Source organism: Sphingomonas sp. GM_Shp_2 (assembly GCF_026540875.1).
GTDB classification, from domain to species: Bacteria; Pseudomonadota; Alphaproteobacteria; order Sphingomonadales; family Sphingomonadaceae; genus Sphingomonas; species Sphingomonas carotinifaciens.
This window is the reverse complement of sequence record NZ_JALNUQ010000052.1, coordinates 1-13,338: the sequence shown is the minus strand read 5'-3', so window position 1 is coordinate 13,338 and position 13,338 is coordinate 1. Positions and strand designations below refer to the sequence as shown.

Below are 13,338 nucleotides of genomic sequence, written 5' to 3'. Positions count from 1 at the left end.
CCATCCGTTCGTGCTGAGCGAAGTCGAAGCACAGCCTCGCTCAGCAGGAACCGAGCGGTCTGAAAATGCTCCCTTTACGCAGACAGCCCTCAGAGGCTGTTTGAAATTGGCGAAAGAGCCAATTTCGGGCGGTGCCAGCTCGCAAAATGCGCCCACAGCGCATTTCCATACGGACTCTCAGAACGTTGCGGGATTCGGCCCGATCCGCCCATCCTCCCGGTCCAGCCCGTCGATCGCGGCCATGTCCTCGGTATCCAGCGTCAGGTCGCTGCTCGCAAAATTGTCGCTCAGATGCTCCGCATCCGCCGCCTTGGGGATCACCGACAGCCCGTGCGCCAGATGCCAGGCGATCACCACCTGTGCCGCCGACCGCCCGTGCTTCTCCGCGATCCCGGCGATCACCGGATCCTTCAGAAGCGGGCCACCCTGCCCCAGCGGGCTCCAGCTCTGCGTCACGATGCCCTTGTCGGCATGATAGTCGCGCAAAGCCCGCTGCTGGAAATTCGGGTGCAGCTCGATCTGGTTGACCGACGGCGCGACGCCCGTCGCATCGATGATCGCATCCAGATGCTCTGGCAGGAAGTTGGACACCCCGATCGACTTCGCCTTGCCCGCCTTGCGCAGGGCCACCAGGGACGTCCACGCCTCGACATAATCGCCCGCCGCGGGCACCGGCCAGTGGATCAGGTAGAGGTCGACCGCCTCGACACCCAGGAGCGCCAGGCTTTCGTCCAGCGCCGCCTCGGCATCGCGGTGCCGGTCGTTCCACAGCTTGGTGGTCAGGAACGCATCGGCGCCCTTGTATCCGTCGCCCACCCCGCGCTCGTTGTTGTAGATCGCGGCGGTGTCGACCAGCCGGTATCCGATATCCAGCCCGCGCCGCACGATGGCGGCGACATGGGCATCGGGAATCTTGAAGGTGCCCATGCCCAGTTGCGGCATGGTGCGGCCGTCGTTCAGCGTCAGATCGGTCATGCCCGGGCCAACCGCCCGCCCCCCGATCGGGTTCCGCCGGCCACGCGGGCGATTGACGCCCGCATCGCGATCGCGCAAGTCCGCACCCCATGGTCGAGCAGATTTTGGGCGCCCTCGCATCCTTTGCGATCTGGGTCATTTCGTCGGGTGGCTATCTGGGCATCATGCTGCTCATGGCGATCGAAAGCGCATGCATTCCGCTGCCGTCCGAGATCATCATGCCCTTTGCCGGCTATCTCGTCTCCACCGGCCGGTTCGACCTCTATCTGGCGGCGACCGCCGGCGCGCTCGGCTGCAATCTCGGCTCGATCGTCGCCTATGAGATCGGCAAGCGGGGCGGCCGCCCCCTGGCGGAGCGCTGGGGTCGCTATCTTCTGATCGGCCCCGGCGAACTCGACGCGGCCGACCGCTTCTTCGCGCGCTGGGGCTCGGCGGCGGTGCTGATCGGCCGCCTGCTGCCCGTCATCCGCACCTTTATCGCCTTTCCTGCCGGCGTCGCGCGGATGAAGCTGGTGCCCTTCCACCTTTACACCTTTATCGGCTCCTGGCCCTTCTGCCTCGCGCTTGCCTATGTCGGGCGCGAGCTGGGCGAAAAGTGGAACAGCGATCCGCGGGTCAAGGCCTTCTTCCACCAAGCCGATCTGCTCATCGGCGTCGTGCTCGTCGCGGCTGTCGCCTTTTACGTCTGGCACCGCATCCGCGGCCTCAAGCGCGCCCGCGCCTGACGCTCCAGCCGAGTGCCGCGATCAGCGGCACCGCCACCACGGCCCATAGCGCCAGGCCTTCCCAGGGCGACCATCCCCACCATTCATTGGGGATGGTGCGCAATTGCCCCGTCACGAACCGTTCCCGCCATACCGCGTCCCTCAGCGCATTGGGCACCGCGGCATAGGCCATGATCTCGGCCGACGCAATCACCAGGTTGATCGCGATCGACAGCGCCAGCACCGCACAGGCCATCACCCGCGCCCAGGTCGATCGCAACGCTGCCCAGAATTGGGCCAGCCCCAGCGCGGCAAGCCCCGCCAGCGGCATGGCATGGCGCGGCCCCGTCGAATTGCCGCCATCCCAATAGACATAGGCGGCATTCACCAGCAGCGCGATCACCACCACGCCCGCCGCCATGATGCCGATGTCGCGCGTCCGGCGCCCCTCCACGAGCAGGCACAATCCCGGCACCGCCAGCGCCAGGATCGGCGCCACCCAGATCAGCCCCCGCCGCACGCTGAACAGGATCGCCTTCAGCACGTCCATCCGCGGCATGGTCAGCCCGAACAGCCCCTGCTGCATCCCCTCGAACCCGACCACGCCCGAATAGCCGACCCGGAACACGGTGCCGAACGCGAACAGGTTATAGGCGAGCAGCGGCAGCAGCGCGATCACCCCCGTCCCGATCAGCACGCCGACGTTGCGCCCGGCCCGGGGCTCGCCCCGCGCCCGCCAGATCGCCCACAGCGCGATCACGCTGCCGGCCAGCACCGCCTGATATTCGACCACCACCGCCCAGCCGAGCGCCAGTCCCGTCACCGCCAGCCCGCGCGCACCGCCACGCATCCCGCCCCAGGCGGCGATCACGAACAGCGCCGCCACCACCGCATGGCCGAAGATCGTCGTGGACCAGCCCCAGATCGGCGTGCCGAGCGCATAGCCCAGGCTGGCGAACAGCGCCGCCGCCGCCGATCCGCTCACCATCAGCGCCATGTCGAACAACAGGACAGCGGCAATCGCCGTCAGCAACGCGGGCCCGGTCGCCGCCGCGATCCGGGTGCGCAGCCGCATGTACCGCTCGAACCCCGGATCATAAACCGCCAGCGTGTGATCCGCCGCCCGCTCGCCCGTCACCCGATCGGCGATCCACACCGCGGGCAGCGCCATCAGCGTCATGCCCGGCGCCTTGTCCAGATAGGCGTGCCCATCGAACACCGCCTTGTCGATCGTCATCGGGGCAAAGGCATCGATCCGCGCGCTGCCGTCCTCCACCATCGCCACGGCGGCGAACAGGCGCGTCGCGTTGTTGGGGTTGAACTCCCATGATCCGAACCAGGCGCAGGAAAACCAGACCAGCAGGAACAGCGCCGCCCGCATTCCCCTCCGCATCAGGGCACACGCGACTCCTGCAGGCGCCGATCGGCATTCACCGCACGATTTTCACGAACGCGCTGGTTGAAACAGCCGGTCTGTCCGCCCGCCCCGATCGTGGAGCAACTGCCGATGCTGTTCGTGCCGACGCCCTCGTTCGTCGTACCGGTGGCGCGCACCGCCCAGCTTTCATTCTCGGGCGTGATCTGCAGCTCGCGCAGTTCCTTGGGCACGCGGAACTGTTCCTCGGCACTGCGCCGCACGCACACCACGATCTCGTTGCCGTTATTGTCGGTCGGGCAGCGCTCGTTGCCGAACAGCGTCAGCACACCGTTGACCGGCGCGTTGCGCGACACCTCGCCCGGCCCCGTCACCGGCTTCGGCTTGGTCGCACCGGGCAGCGCCACGCCCTGCACCGCCTGCGTCGCCGCCGCGGGTCCGGCGACCAGCACCAGCGCCAACAGCCATGCCTTGGTCATCACCACCCTCTCCCTCAGATCCGCTTCGCCGCGGCGATCGCCGCCTTGCAGCCCAACCGGATGAACCCATACAACACCGGATAGCCGAACGTCTCTTCCGCGCCGGATGCCAGCGCATGGTCGCGATGTTCCAGCTCCTCGGCCTGGAAATCGGCGATCGCCTCGGACAGTTCCGGATCGCTGTCCGCCAGCTGGTCGAGCTGCGCCTGGTAATGCTTGTCGATCTCGGTCTCGACCGCGGCGGTGCACGCCATCGCCGCATTCGGCCCGATCGCCGCGGTCACCGCGCCCAGGGCGAAGCCGGCCACGTCCCAAAAGGGCTGAAGTACCGTCGGCCGCACCCGCCGTTCGACGATCATCCGGTCGAAAAAGGCGCGGTGCCGCTCCTCCTGCTCCGCCATATGGTGGATCGCCCGCGACGACGGGTGCCGGTCGCCCAGCACGGCCAGCTGCCCCGCATAAATGCGGGTGGCGCCATATTCGCCGGCCTGATCGACCCGGATCATCGCCCGCGTCGTTTCGCGCCGGTCGCCCGGCATCCATCCCAAAGCGCTCATCGTGCCTTCCTCATCAGCACCAAGATGGTGGCCGCGCCCCCCAACGAGAAGAGGGCGTTGAACCCGGCCAGCGAGATGCCGGCCAACGTCCACTGCGCCACGTCGCAGCGGATGACCGGCGCACGCATGATCGCATCCAGCCGTTCGGCTGCGCTCGTGCCCCCCATCTGCACCGTGGAGGTGCAGGCGGTGAAGCCCTGCCACCAGCCATATTCCACCCCGGCATGCGCCACCCCGATCGCACCCGACACCGCGATCAGCAGCGCCGCCAGGATCACCAGCGACGCCCGGATGCTCCGCTGCTTCACGAAGAACGCCACAAAGGCCGGCACCAGTGCCGCATAATGGGGCCAGCGCTGCCAGTGGCACATCTCGCACGGGTACAGCCCGCCGATCAGTTGCGATGCCCATGCCCCCGCCAGCAGTGCCGCCGGTAGCAGGAACGCGATCCGGTTCGCCTGCCGTTCGCCTGCCGTCACCCGCCGCACCATCACTTCACCGGCGGCTTCGTCGCCGCGGCGACCTGTGTCGCCCCGCCCAGCCGCGCGATCGTCTTGAGCGCATAATAAAGCTGGAAATCCTCGATCCCCTGCTTCTTCAGGCTGTCGGGCGTCGCGGCGAAGCGCGGATCGGTCTTGGTATCCTCTTCCAGTATCTTGTCGTCGGCCTTCACCTCGTTGATCAGGTGGCGGCGCAGGTCGGCCTCCCGGAACACGGGGCGTGACTTGTAATCGGGATCGGAAATCTGCGGCACCGCCAGGTCGGGTTCGATCCCGCCCTCCTGCACCGACCGGCCGGACGGCGTGTAGTAGCGCGCCGTGGTCAGGCGCAGCGCCGTTTCGGGCCCCAGCGGCAGCAGCGTCTGCACCGACCCCTTGCCGAACGTCCGCTCGCCCATCACGATCGCGCGGTGATGATCCTGAAGCGCGCCCGCCACGATCTCGGAGGCGGAGGCCGTGCCCGAATTGGTCAGCACGATCACCGGCAGGCCATGGGCGTCATCGCCGGCCTTGGCATAATAACGCTCGATATCGCTCTTCTCGCGGCCGCGCTGCGACACGATCTCGCCACGCTCCAGAAACGCGTCGGACACCGCGATCGCCTGGGTCAGCAGGCCGCCGCCATTGTCGCGCAGATCGACGACGTAGCCGAGCGGGCGATGCCCCAGCGACTTGTCGATCGCCATGATCGCCGCGCGCGTATCCGCCCCGGTGTTCTCGGAAAAGGTGTTGATGTTGATATAACCGACATCGCCGCGCACTTCCCACTTCACCGGACGCTGCACGATCACCTCGCGCACCAGCGTCACCTCCAGCGGCTTGTCGCGTCCCGGCCGCACCAGCGTCAGCGCGATCTTGGTCCCCGGCTTGCCGCGCATCACGCCGATCGCCTCGTCCAGCGACTGGCCATAGATCAGCTTGCCGTCGATATGCGTGATATAGTCGCCGGACTTGATCCCGGCGCGCCCTGCCGGCGTATCCTCCTGCGGCGCGATCACCTTGACCGCGCCATCCTCCATCGAAACGGTCAGGCCGAGGCCGCCATAATTGCCCTCGGTCTGGATTTTCAGATTGTCGAAATCCAGCGCATCGACATAGCTGGAATGCGGGTCGAGCGCCGCCAGCATCCCCTGGATCGCGCCCTTTATCAGCGTCTTGTCATCGACCTTGTCGACATAGTCGGCCTTGACGCGGTTATACACCTCCAGGAACTGGTCGAACTCACGATAGGTACCGCTGTCGACGGCGGCCATCGCAGCGGTGGCGAGCGGCACCATGGCAAGCGTGCCGACGATCGCAGTGGCAGTAAGCAACGGACGGGGCATCGAGGGTCCTGAGCCTTGGAGGAATATGCCACATTAGCGGCAACCGCGCCGCCGATCAAAGCGATAGCGCGGCTGAATGGAGGCTGGCTGACGGGGGTGCGATGTGGCGGATGTGATTACAACAGTGGGAGGCTCTCCGGCCGTTACCTTATCTGGTATTCCGCCGCCCCAACGAGATGAAATGCCACTGTGCCAAGCCCCGTGGATACGAATACCGAGCGCTGTCCGGTGGACAGCGGATCGACCAGACAACCCCTGGAACAGCGCGCAGCGCTTGGACAAGGGTCCATGCCAATATTACGACAATGCCATCAGTCATACCGCTCGCTTCCTCAAATCTACTTTCCAAATGATGCAAGAGCAATCCGCAAATCCACCGCTTTGATAGCCAATTTCCCGCCTCTCTGCGGGTTTGTAACGGAAATGTCGCGCCGATCTTGATCCGTTACTGGACCGATGGTTCCACCTTGACCCATTAAGCTATCGGACTTTTGGCAGCGCATTTGCACCGCATAGACCTGCTGGAGCGCAAGATCCTGTATCCTGACACTATTCAATAGGCAGGATCTTATGTGGCGCTTCTGCCAATCGCACCACACACGAATCCCAGACGTAGACTCGGCGGGCGACATAGTGGCTGCCGAAAAAGGGGTTGTTGAAGGTGAAGGGCCTTCTCACCCACTGCATACGCTCCGGAAGGGAGATAGGGATTTTACCCCACCAGCGCCGCAATATCCATCGGCTGCCCCCGCCGTCGCAACTCCACCGATATGCGCGGCGTCTCGTCCCCGCCCGCACGGCCAAGCGGCGTCCCTGCCGTCACGCGCATACCCGGCCGTACCGCCAGCGCGCCCAATCCGGTGACCAGGCTCGTCCACCCCCCACCATGATCCAGGATCACGATATCGCCATAGCCGCGATAGCGCCGGGCATAGCGTACCACGCCGTCCGCCGGCGCCATCACCGTCGCCCGTGGCTCCGTGGCCAGGGTCAGTCCGCGTGCCCGCACCCCAGCGGAGGATAGCTCGCCGAACCCGCTGACCAGCCGCGCGTCGCGCACCGGCAACCGGTAGGTTCCGGGCTCCGGCACCGATCCCGTCACCCCCGGCGCCAATGGTCGCGCCAGGGGCACGGGCAGCGCAGCAAGATCGCTCGCCGTGGTTCGGGCCGCGCCATCCTGCGCCATGCGGTCGACCAAGTCGCGGGCCGCCTCGCCCATCGCCAGCGCGCGGTCCGCTTCGCCGATCGCGGTCTGGCCGATCGCCTCCGCCCGCGCGCGGTGACCGGCGGCGGTGTCCGCCAGTTCGCGGCGCGCCCCCTCCAGCTTGCGGCGCCCGGCGACCAGCGCCTGTGCCGCCACCTCGGCACGCGCACGCATCACCCGCGCCGCGGCGATGCCGCGCCGCACGGCTTCGGTCCGGGTGCGGATCGCCGGCAGGGTGCTGGCGAGTACCGCGCGGCCATGCACCAGATCGCTGACCGATCCCGGCTGCACCAGCGTCGCCGCCATCGGCCGCGCCGCCAGCCCCTGCATCGCCGCCAACAGGCGCGCGACCGGCGTCTGCGCATCCGCCAGCCGGGCCTCGCGCGCTTCGCGCAGACGATCGATCAACGCGACCCTCGCCTCGGCCGCGCGCACATCCGCCGCCGCCGCCTCGACCCGTGCCGCCATCGCCCGCTCGCGCACCTCGGCCCGCTCCGCCACGCCGCGCACCCGCGCCGCATCGGCCATCAACTGCACCGCCCGGTCCTGCGCCACCACCGCCGCCCGCTTCGCCGCCGCCAGCCGCCGCGCCTGCTCCGCCGCATCGGGCACCCGCGCCGCACCGCTCCCCGCCAGGATCAGCGCCAGCGAGAAACCGAACGCGACCCGCATGTCAGCCTTCGCGGTGATAGGGATGATTGGCCAGGATGCTGGTCGCGCGGAACAGTTGCTCGGCCAGCATCGCGCGCGCCATCAGGTGCGGCCATGTCGCGCGCCCGAACGATACCAACAGGTCGGCCTCGGCGCGCGCCGCATCGTCGAAGCCGTCCGCGGCGCCCAGCATGAAGCGCACCTCGCGCACGCCATCGTCACGCCAGCGACCCAGCCGCTCGGCAAAGGCCATGGAGGGCAGGTTCTCGCCCTTTTCGTCCAGCAGGATCAGCCGGCTCTGCCCTTCGCGCGGCGGCACGCGGCCGCCCGCATCGGGCAGTTCGGTGACGCGCGTCGGCCAGGCGATCCGCTTCAGATAGCGGTCGACCAGTTCCGCCTCGGGCGAACGTCCGATTCGCCCGCGTGCGACGATGTGCAGCAACACGGGCGGTGAAGCGTCAGGCCTGGGGGGCCGGCGTCGGGGCGGCCGCCGGCGCATCGCCGAACGCCCACATCCGCTCCAGATTGTAGAAGGTCCGGACCTCGGGCCTGAACAGATGCACGATCACGTCATTCGCATCGAGCAGCACCCAATCGGCGGTCTGCAGCCCCTCGATCCGTACGATCCGGCCGAATTCGGCCTTGATCTTCTCGGCCAGTTTCGTTGCCATCGATGCGACCTGCCGGGTCGAACGTCCGCTGGCGATCACCATATAGTCGGCGATCGAGGACTTGCCCGCCAGCGGGATCGAAACGGTCTCCACCGCCTGGTCGTCATCCAGCGAGGCGAGGATCAGGCGGTGCAGCGCCTCGACCTCTGCGGCGTCGGACGGCTTGGGCGATTGGGGGGAAGTGGCCAAGTTAGCTCCTGGGTTGGACGACGGCATGCTTACATTTTACGCACATGCCAGTCTGGATCGCGGGCGCGTACGCCCGTGGCGGAAATGGGGTCGGGGCGAAAGCGCAACAGCACAAGGGCCGGCCGTCTCCACGTCGTCCAGTTCGTCGCCTGGTCCGGGCGCCGTTCAAAGCGCCGGAACCAGCCCATGGCGGGTGCCGATTGGGCCGATGTAGTGTATCCCGGACGCGCGACAACCGCAATCGGGATTGCGCGGGCAATGGTGCGCCAATCGCGCCAGCGGTGAAACTGGGCAAGATTGTCGCTTCCCATCAGCCAGATGAAGCGGATGTCGGGGTATCGGCGGATCAGCTTGCGGATGGTGTCCACGGTGTAGCGCGTGCCCAGCCGGGTTTCGATCGCGCTTGCGCGGATGGGGGCGCGGCGTGCCATCCGGCGCGCCGATGCCAGGCGTGCGGCCAGCGGCGCCATGTCGGTTGCCCCCTCCTTCAACGGATTGCCGGGCGAGACCATCCACCACACTTCATCCAGCTTCAGCGCGCGGATCGCGTTCAGGCTGATGCCGCGATGCCCCTTGTGCGCCGGATTGAACGATCCGCCGAGCAGGCCAACATAACGCGGCCGGCTCACCCGCGGATCTGCCCGCTCCCGCGGCCGACCCATTTATATGTCGTCAGCCCCTCCAGCGCGACGGGCCCGCGCGCGTGCAGGCGCCCCGTCGCGATGCCGATCTCGGCGCCCAATCCGAACTCGCCGCCATCCGCGAACTGGGTGGAGGCATTCCACAGCACGATCGCGCTGTCGACCTGCGCCAGGAAGCGCTCCGCCACGTCCTGATCGTCGGCGACGATCGCATCGGTATGGCCAGAGGAATGTGCCCCGATATGCGCCAGCGCGCCGTCCAGCCCGTCGACCAGCGCGACGGACGCGATCGCGTCCAGATATTCGGTGTCCCAATCCTCGGGCGCGGCGGCGGCCACCTCGGGCACCAGCGTGCGAATGCGTCCGTCGCCCCGTACCTCGCATCCGCCCCCGCTAAGGACCCGTACCAGCCCCGCCACGTCGCGGTAATTGCGGTCGATCAACAGCGTTTCCATCGCGCCGCAGATTCCGGTGCGCCGCAACTTGGCATCGCGCACGATCCGGCCGGCCATGTTTTCGTCTGCCGATCCATCGACATAGACATGGTTGATGCCATCCAGATGCGCCAGTACCGGAACCCGCGCCTCGGCCTTCACCCGCGCCACCAGGCTCTTCCCCCCCCGCGGAATAATCAGGTCGATCGCGCCTTCCGCGGCGAGCATCGCGCCGACCGCGGCCCGGTCGGTGGTCGACACCAGTTGCACCACATCCGTCGGCAGGCCAGCTTCGGTAAGGCCGTTTGTGAAAGCCGCATGGATCGCCCGGTTGCTGTGCGCCGCTTCGGAACCGCCGCGCAGGATTGCGGCATTGCCGGACATCACCGCCAGCGCCGCGGCATCCGCCGTCACGTTCGGCCGACTTTCATAGATGATGCCCAGCACGCCCAGCGGCACGCGCACACGTGTGAGTTCGAGCCCGTTGGGGCGGGTGCGCGTGTCGATCACTTCACCCACCGGGTCAGGCAACGCCGCCACCGCCTCGATGGCATCCGCAATAGCCTCGATACGTCCGGCATCCAGTCGCAACCGGTCCTGCATCGCGCCGGACAGATCGTTGGCCACAGCCCGTGCCATATCCTCGGAATTGGCCAAAAGGATCCCAGCCAAATCCGCGCGTACGGCCTCGGCGGCTGCACGAAGGCCGTTTGCCTTGGCAGAAGTCGGCTGATGGGCGAGCGCCCTTGACGCGCGGCGCGCACGTGCCGCCATTGCAGCGATCATCTCGAACGGACTATCGATATCGGCCATGCGCCGCGGCTTATCATGCACCTATGCAGCACGCCACCATGCCCACGGACGTATCATGACACGAGATATGAGGAAGTGGGGAGCTTCTGTTGCTCGGTGCCCCCCGTACCGCCGGTGTCTGCTTCTGTTGCCCGGTGCAGCCCAACCGCGCTTTTGTCCGATGTAATTTAAACCGTGAGGTTCAAATTACGCGGCAATCGCAAGAGCCTCGTTATCGTTGGCACTTGTATATATGGGCCGTCACGGTGGTCCCATTCCGAACGAAAACAGCGCTTTTCAACACACGTCGATCCTGGTTCGGCCCCATCAGCGACGCTGGTCGCACGAAACTCGCCATGGCGAATCCCTTGCGTCAGCTGCGATGGTGGAGCCGCCGGGTACTGCCCCCGGGTCCGCTGCGTCTATTATACGCCGCAGTTTATCGCCATAGTCGGGTGAACCCGACGGGAGCGATATAGGGATCGGAGAAGCGGAGCGCAAATGCCTTTCGCTTGCCCCAATTTGGGTTCATGGGAAGCATCATGTTGACCCAGCGTTCCCGTTACGCGCTGCGTGCGATGCTGTTCCTGGCGCAAGCCCAACCGGGCTCCCCGCCCACCTCCATGACGCGGATCGCGGCGGAGGCGAACGTGCCGCGCAAGTTCCTTGAGCTGATCCTGGCGGATCTGCGTGGTGCGGGGCTGCTCGACAGCCATCGCGGCAAGATGGGCGGATATCGCCTGTCGCGCCCCGCGCACCTGATCTCTCTTGGCGACATCATTCGCATCATCGAGGGGCCGCTTGCGCTCGTTCCATGCGTCAGCCGCACCGCATATCGCCCATGCACCGATTGCAAATCGGAAGCAGACTGCGCGATCCGGCATGCGATGGCACGCGTGCGTGATGAAACCGCACGCATCCTGGACGGGACCAGTCTGGCCGACGCGACGGCGAAATCCCTCGCCGCTGCCTAACGGGGATCGGATGCAGCGGGCGGCGTCGACCGGCTGCGCAACTCGTCGCGGATTTCGCGCAACAGCACCACGTCGGCAGGATCGGCCGCCGGCGGCGCCGTTCCCTGCTTTTTCTCATGTTCGGCCAGCGCGACCAGCCGGTTGACGCTGCGTACCAGCATGAAGACGATGAAGGCCAGGATCACGAAGTTGATGACGACGGTGATGAACTCGCCATACCCCAGCAGCGGCACTCCCGCCGCCTTCAGCGCGGCATAGCTGTCCGGCGAACCGCGATAGCTGGCCGGAATCGGTCCGAGCCGAAAGAAGTAACTCGAAAAATCGAAACCGCCGAAGATCCAGCCGACGACCGGCATGATGACATCATCGGTCAGCGACTTGGTGATACCGCCAAACGCGCCACCGATGATAACGCCGACCGCCAGGTCGAGCACATTGCCGCGCGCGATAAAGGTCTGGAATTCCTTGAAGAGTCCCGCCATCGACGCTTGCTCCCTATTGCTGTGGGCAAGGTTAACCCTGGATAATGCTTTCGCCAAGCCTGCCGACTGTCCTATAGGAACGATACAGGTTCAGGAGACCCGTCGATGAAGTTTCGCGCCCCACTCGCCGTCATGGCCGCCGCGTCGCTGGCCGGTTGTGGCCTCAACAGCGTGCCGACCTCCGAGGAAAATGCCAAGGCCAAGTGGGCCGATGTGCAGGCCGCCTATCAACGCCGCGCAAGCCTCATCCCCAATCTGGAAGCGACGGTGAAGGGTGCTGCCGCATCCGAGCGGCAGATATTGACGGACGTGATCGCCGCGCGGGCACGGGCGACGCAGGTGCAGGTGACGGGGGATGAGCTGACCGACCCGGCGAAGATGGCACAGTTCCAGGCGGCGCAGGGTCAGTTGAACGGCTCGCTGGGGCGGTTGCTCGCCAATGTCGAGGCTTATCCCGAACTGAAGAGCCAGAACAATTTCGCGACCTTCATGGACCAGTTGGAAGGCACCGAAAACCGCATCAACATCGCGATTCTCGACTATAACAAGGCCGTGCAGGAGTATAACACGCGCATCCGTACCTTCCCCGATGCGGTCGGGGCGCGCGTGTTCTACGGAGCCAAGCCGATGGTACCCTATCAGGCAACCACGCCGGGTGCCGAGAACGCGCCCAAAGTGGATTTCGGCGGCTGATCGCGATGGTCCCGCTGCGCCGGCTGGCGATGCTGACAGGGCTGTGCCTCGTCGCCACGACGGCGCAGGCACAGACCTTTCCGAAGTTCAGCGGCCTGGTGGTCGACGCGGCGGATGTGCTGCCGCCCGCACAGGAAACACAGGTCCGGCAGCGGCTCGAAGCGCTTCAGCAGCAGACCGGGCGACAGCTCGTCGTGGCCACCATCCCCGACCTTCAAGGCTATCCGATCGAGGATTACGGCTACCGCCTGCTGCGCGCCTGGGGTGTCGGGCTGAAAGACGCCAATAACGGTGCGATCCTGCTGGTGGCGCCCGGTGAGCGCAAGGTTCGGGTCGAAGTGGGGTACGGTCTGGAGCCCGTTCTGACCGACGCGTTTTCCGGCAACGTCATCCGGCAGGACATCATTCCGCGCTTCAAGGCGGGGGACCTGCCCGGTGGTGTCGTGGCGGGGGCCGATGCACTGGCCGAACAGCTGGCACGTCCAGACGCGGAAGCAAAGGCAAAGGTGGCCGAGGCCGCCAGGACGTTCGATGCGGCGCAGCGCGGGCGGACGCGGGAGCAGGGCAACGTTCCCATCGGCCTGATCTTCTGGGGGATCATCGGCTTTGCCGTGCTGATGTCCTTTGTCGGTCGGCGCGGCGTGAGAGGCCGGCGATATCGCGGGGATAGCGGGATGATGCCGGTGATTCTG

Annotated in this window: 16 protein-coding genes and 1 other RNA gene; 4 read left to right on the top strand and 13 right to left on the bottom strand. The window is 66.5% G+C overall.

Translation table 11 applies throughout. The annotated features are described in order from the left end of the window. Positions 1-177: 177 nt before the first annotated feature. Positions 178-975 (bottom strand): aldo/keto reductase, encoded by a 798-nt coding sequence (locus tag OXR08_RS15550; RefSeq protein ID WP_267351247.1) that lies wholly within the window; start codon positions 973-975, stop codon positions 178-180. Positions 976-1,064: 89 nt separating this feature from the next. On the opposite strand from OXR08_RS15550, the gene OXR08_RS15545 reads away from it, so the two are divergent. Then, positions 1,065-1,700: a DedA family protein gene (locus OXR08_RS15545; protein ID WP_112381973.1), complete on the top strand. Its 636-nt coding sequence runs from the start codon at positions 1,065-1,067 to the stop codon at positions 1,698-1,700. Here OXR08_RS15545 and OXR08_RS15540 read toward each other — a convergent pair. The 11 genes from OXR08_RS15540 to ssrA form a co-directional block, all read right to left on the bottom strand. Continuing rightward, on the bottom strand, positions 1,681-3,072 hold the full coding sequence (locus tag OXR08_RS15540; protein WP_267351244.1) for a hypothetical protein: 1,392 nt from the start codon (positions 3,070-3,072) through the stop codon (positions 1,681-1,683). The genes OXR08_RS15545 and OXR08_RS15540 overlap by 20 nt on opposite strands. After that, positions 3,072-3,533, bottom strand: coding sequence for a hypothetical protein (locus OXR08_RS15535; RefSeq protein WP_267351242.1), 462 nt, complete (start codon positions 3,531-3,533; stop codon positions 3,072-3,074). Before OXR08_RS15535 ends, OXR08_RS15540 begins: the two co-directional genes overlap by 1 nt. 14 nt (positions 3,534-3,547) lie before the next feature. Further along, positions 3,548-4,090 (bottom strand): demethoxyubiquinone hydroxylase family protein, encoded by a 543-nt coding sequence (locus tag OXR08_RS15530; protein WP_267351240.1) that lies wholly within the window; start codon positions 4,088-4,090, stop codon positions 3,548-3,550. Next, positions 4,087-4,581, bottom strand: a complete 495-nt coding sequence (locus OXR08_RS15525) for a disulfide bond formation protein B (RefSeq protein WP_267351269.1) — start codon at positions 4,579-4,581, stop codon at positions 4,087-4,089. Before OXR08_RS15525 ends, OXR08_RS15530 begins: the two co-directional genes overlap by 4 nt. After that, positions 4,581-5,915 carry a S41 family peptidase gene (locus OXR08_RS15520; protein ID WP_112381969.1) on the bottom strand — a complete coding sequence of 445 codons (1,335 nt, stop codon included), beginning with the start codon at positions 5,913-5,915 and terminating at the stop codon, positions 4,581-4,583. Before OXR08_RS15520 ends, OXR08_RS15525 begins: the two co-directional genes overlap by 1 nt. A 712-nt stretch (positions 5,916-6,627) precedes the next feature. After that, positions 6,628-7,791, bottom strand: coding sequence for a peptidoglycan DD-metalloendopeptidase family protein (locus tag OXR08_RS15515; RefSeq protein ID WP_267351239.1), 1,164 nt, complete (start codon positions 7,789-7,791; stop codon positions 6,628-6,630). Position 7,792: 1 nt separating this feature from the next. Beyond that, entirely contained in the window at positions 7,793-8,215 is a 423-nt protein-coding gene (locus OXR08_RS15510) for a 23S rRNA (pseudouridine(1915)-N(3))-methyltransferase RlmH (RefSeq protein ID WP_267351238.1), read from the bottom strand. A 13-nt stretch (positions 8,216-8,228) separates the two neighbouring features. Then, positions 8,229-8,657, bottom strand: a complete 429-nt coding sequence (gene rsfS, locus OXR08_RS15505) for a ribosome silencing factor (protein ID WP_235904000.1) — start codon at positions 8,655-8,657, stop codon at positions 8,229-8,231. 2 nt (positions 8,658-8,659) lie between these two features. After that, positions 8,660-9,292, bottom strand: coding sequence for a nicotinate-nucleotide adenylyltransferase (locus OXR08_RS15500; RefSeq protein ID WP_267351235.1), 633 nt, complete (start codon positions 9,290-9,292; stop codon positions 8,660-8,662). Continuing rightward, positions 9,256-10,518 carry a glutamate-5-semialdehyde dehydrogenase gene (locus OXR08_RS15495; RefSeq protein WP_267351233.1) on the bottom strand — a complete coding sequence of 421 codons (1,263 nt, stop codon included), beginning with the start codon at positions 10,516-10,518 and terminating at the stop codon, positions 9,256-9,258. Before OXR08_RS15495 ends, OXR08_RS15500 begins: the two co-directional genes overlap by 37 nt. A gap of 113 nt (positions 10,519-10,631) precedes the next feature. Next, positions 10,632-11,002: a transfer-messenger RNA gene (ssrA, locus tag OXR08_RS15490) on the bottom strand. A 37-nt stretch (positions 11,003-11,039) separates the two neighbouring features. On the opposite strand from ssrA, the gene OXR08_RS15485 reads away from it, so the two are divergent. Next, positions 11,040-11,471, top strand: a complete 432-nt coding sequence (locus tag OXR08_RS15485; RefSeq protein WP_112382261.1) for an Rrf2 family transcriptional regulator — start codon at positions 11,040-11,042, stop codon at positions 11,469-11,471. Here OXR08_RS15485 and mscL read toward each other — a convergent pair. Next, complete coding sequence (gene mscL / locus OXR08_RS15480; protein WP_112381963.1) at positions 11,468-11,953, bottom strand: large conductance mechanosensitive channel protein MscL; 486 nt, start codon at positions 11,951-11,953, stop codon at positions 11,468-11,470. The two genes, OXR08_RS15485 and mscL, sit on opposite strands and share 4 nt — an antisense overlap. A gap of 105 nt (positions 11,954-12,058) precedes the next feature. Between mscL and OXR08_RS15475 the strand changes: the two genes are divergently transcribed. Together OXR08_RS15475 and OXR08_RS15470 are read left to right on the top strand one after the other, a co-directional pair. Next, positions 12,059-12,646, top strand: coding sequence for a LemA family protein (locus OXR08_RS15475; RefSeq protein WP_267351231.1), 588 nt, complete (start codon positions 12,059-12,061; stop codon positions 12,644-12,646). Between the two features lie 5 nt (positions 12,647-12,651). Beyond that, the coding region (locus OXR08_RS15470; RefSeq protein WP_267351229.1) for a TPM domain-containing protein at positions 12,652-13,338 on the top strand (687 nt) is incomplete at its 3' end.

What these genes read in the sequence shown, in the direction of transcription:
- OXR08_RS15550 (WP_267351247.1), bottom strand. Translation starts at nt 975, where the DNA reads ATGACCGATCTGACGCTGAACGACGGCCGCACCATGCCGCAACTGGGC.
- OXR08_RS15545 (WP_112381973.1), top strand. Translation starts at nt 1,065, where the DNA reads ATGGTCGAGCAGATTTTGGGCGCCCTCGCATCCTTTGCGATCTGGGTC.
- OXR08_RS15540 (WP_267351244.1), bottom strand. Translation starts at nt 3,072, where the DNA reads ATGCGGAGGGGAATGCGGGCGGCGCTGTTCCTGCTGGTCTGGTTTTCC.
- OXR08_RS15535 (WP_267351242.1), bottom strand. Translation starts at nt 3,533, where the DNA reads ATGACCAAGGCATGGCTGTTGGCGCTGGTGCTGGTCGCCGGACCCGCG.
- OXR08_RS15530 (WP_267351240.1), bottom strand. Translation starts at nt 4,090, where the DNA reads ATGAGCGCTTTGGGATGGATGCCGGGCGACCGGCGCGAAACGACGCGG.
- OXR08_RS15525 (WP_267351269.1), bottom strand. Translation starts at nt 4,581, where the DNA reads ATGGTGCGGCGGGTGACGGCAGGCGAACGGCAGGCGAACCGGATCGCG.
- OXR08_RS15520 (WP_112381969.1), bottom strand. Translation starts at nt 5,915, where the DNA reads ATGCCCCGTCCGTTGCTTACTGCCACTGCGATCGTCGGCACGCTTGCC.
- OXR08_RS15515 (WP_267351239.1), bottom strand. Translation starts at nt 7,791, where the DNA reads ATGCGGGTCGCGTTCGGTTTCTCGCTGGCGCTGATCCTGGCGGGGAGC.
- rsfS (WP_235904000.1), bottom strand. Translation starts at nt 8,657, where the DNA reads ATGCCGTCGTCCAACCCAGGAGCTAACTTGGCCACTTCCCCCCAATCG.
- OXR08_RS15500 (WP_267351235.1), bottom strand. Translation starts at nt 9,292, where the DNA reads ATGGGTCGGCCGCGGGAGCGGGCAGATCCGCGGGTGAGCCGGCCGCGT.
- OXR08_RS15495 (WP_267351233.1), bottom strand. Translation starts at nt 10,518, where the DNA reads ATGGCCGATATCGATAGTCCGTTCGAGATGATCGCTGCAATGGCGGCA.
- OXR08_RS15485 (WP_112382261.1), top strand. Translation starts at nt 11,040, where the DNA reads ATGTTGACCCAGCGTTCCCGTTACGCGCTGCGTGCGATGCTGTTCCTG.
- mscL (WP_112381963.1), bottom strand. Translation starts at nt 11,953, where the DNA reads ATGGCGGGACTCTTCAAGGAATTCCAGACCTTTATCGCGCGCGGCAAT.
- OXR08_RS15475 (WP_267351231.1), top strand. Translation starts at nt 12,059, where the DNA reads ATGAAGTTTCGCGCCCCACTCGCCGTCATGGCCGCCGCGTCGCTGGCC.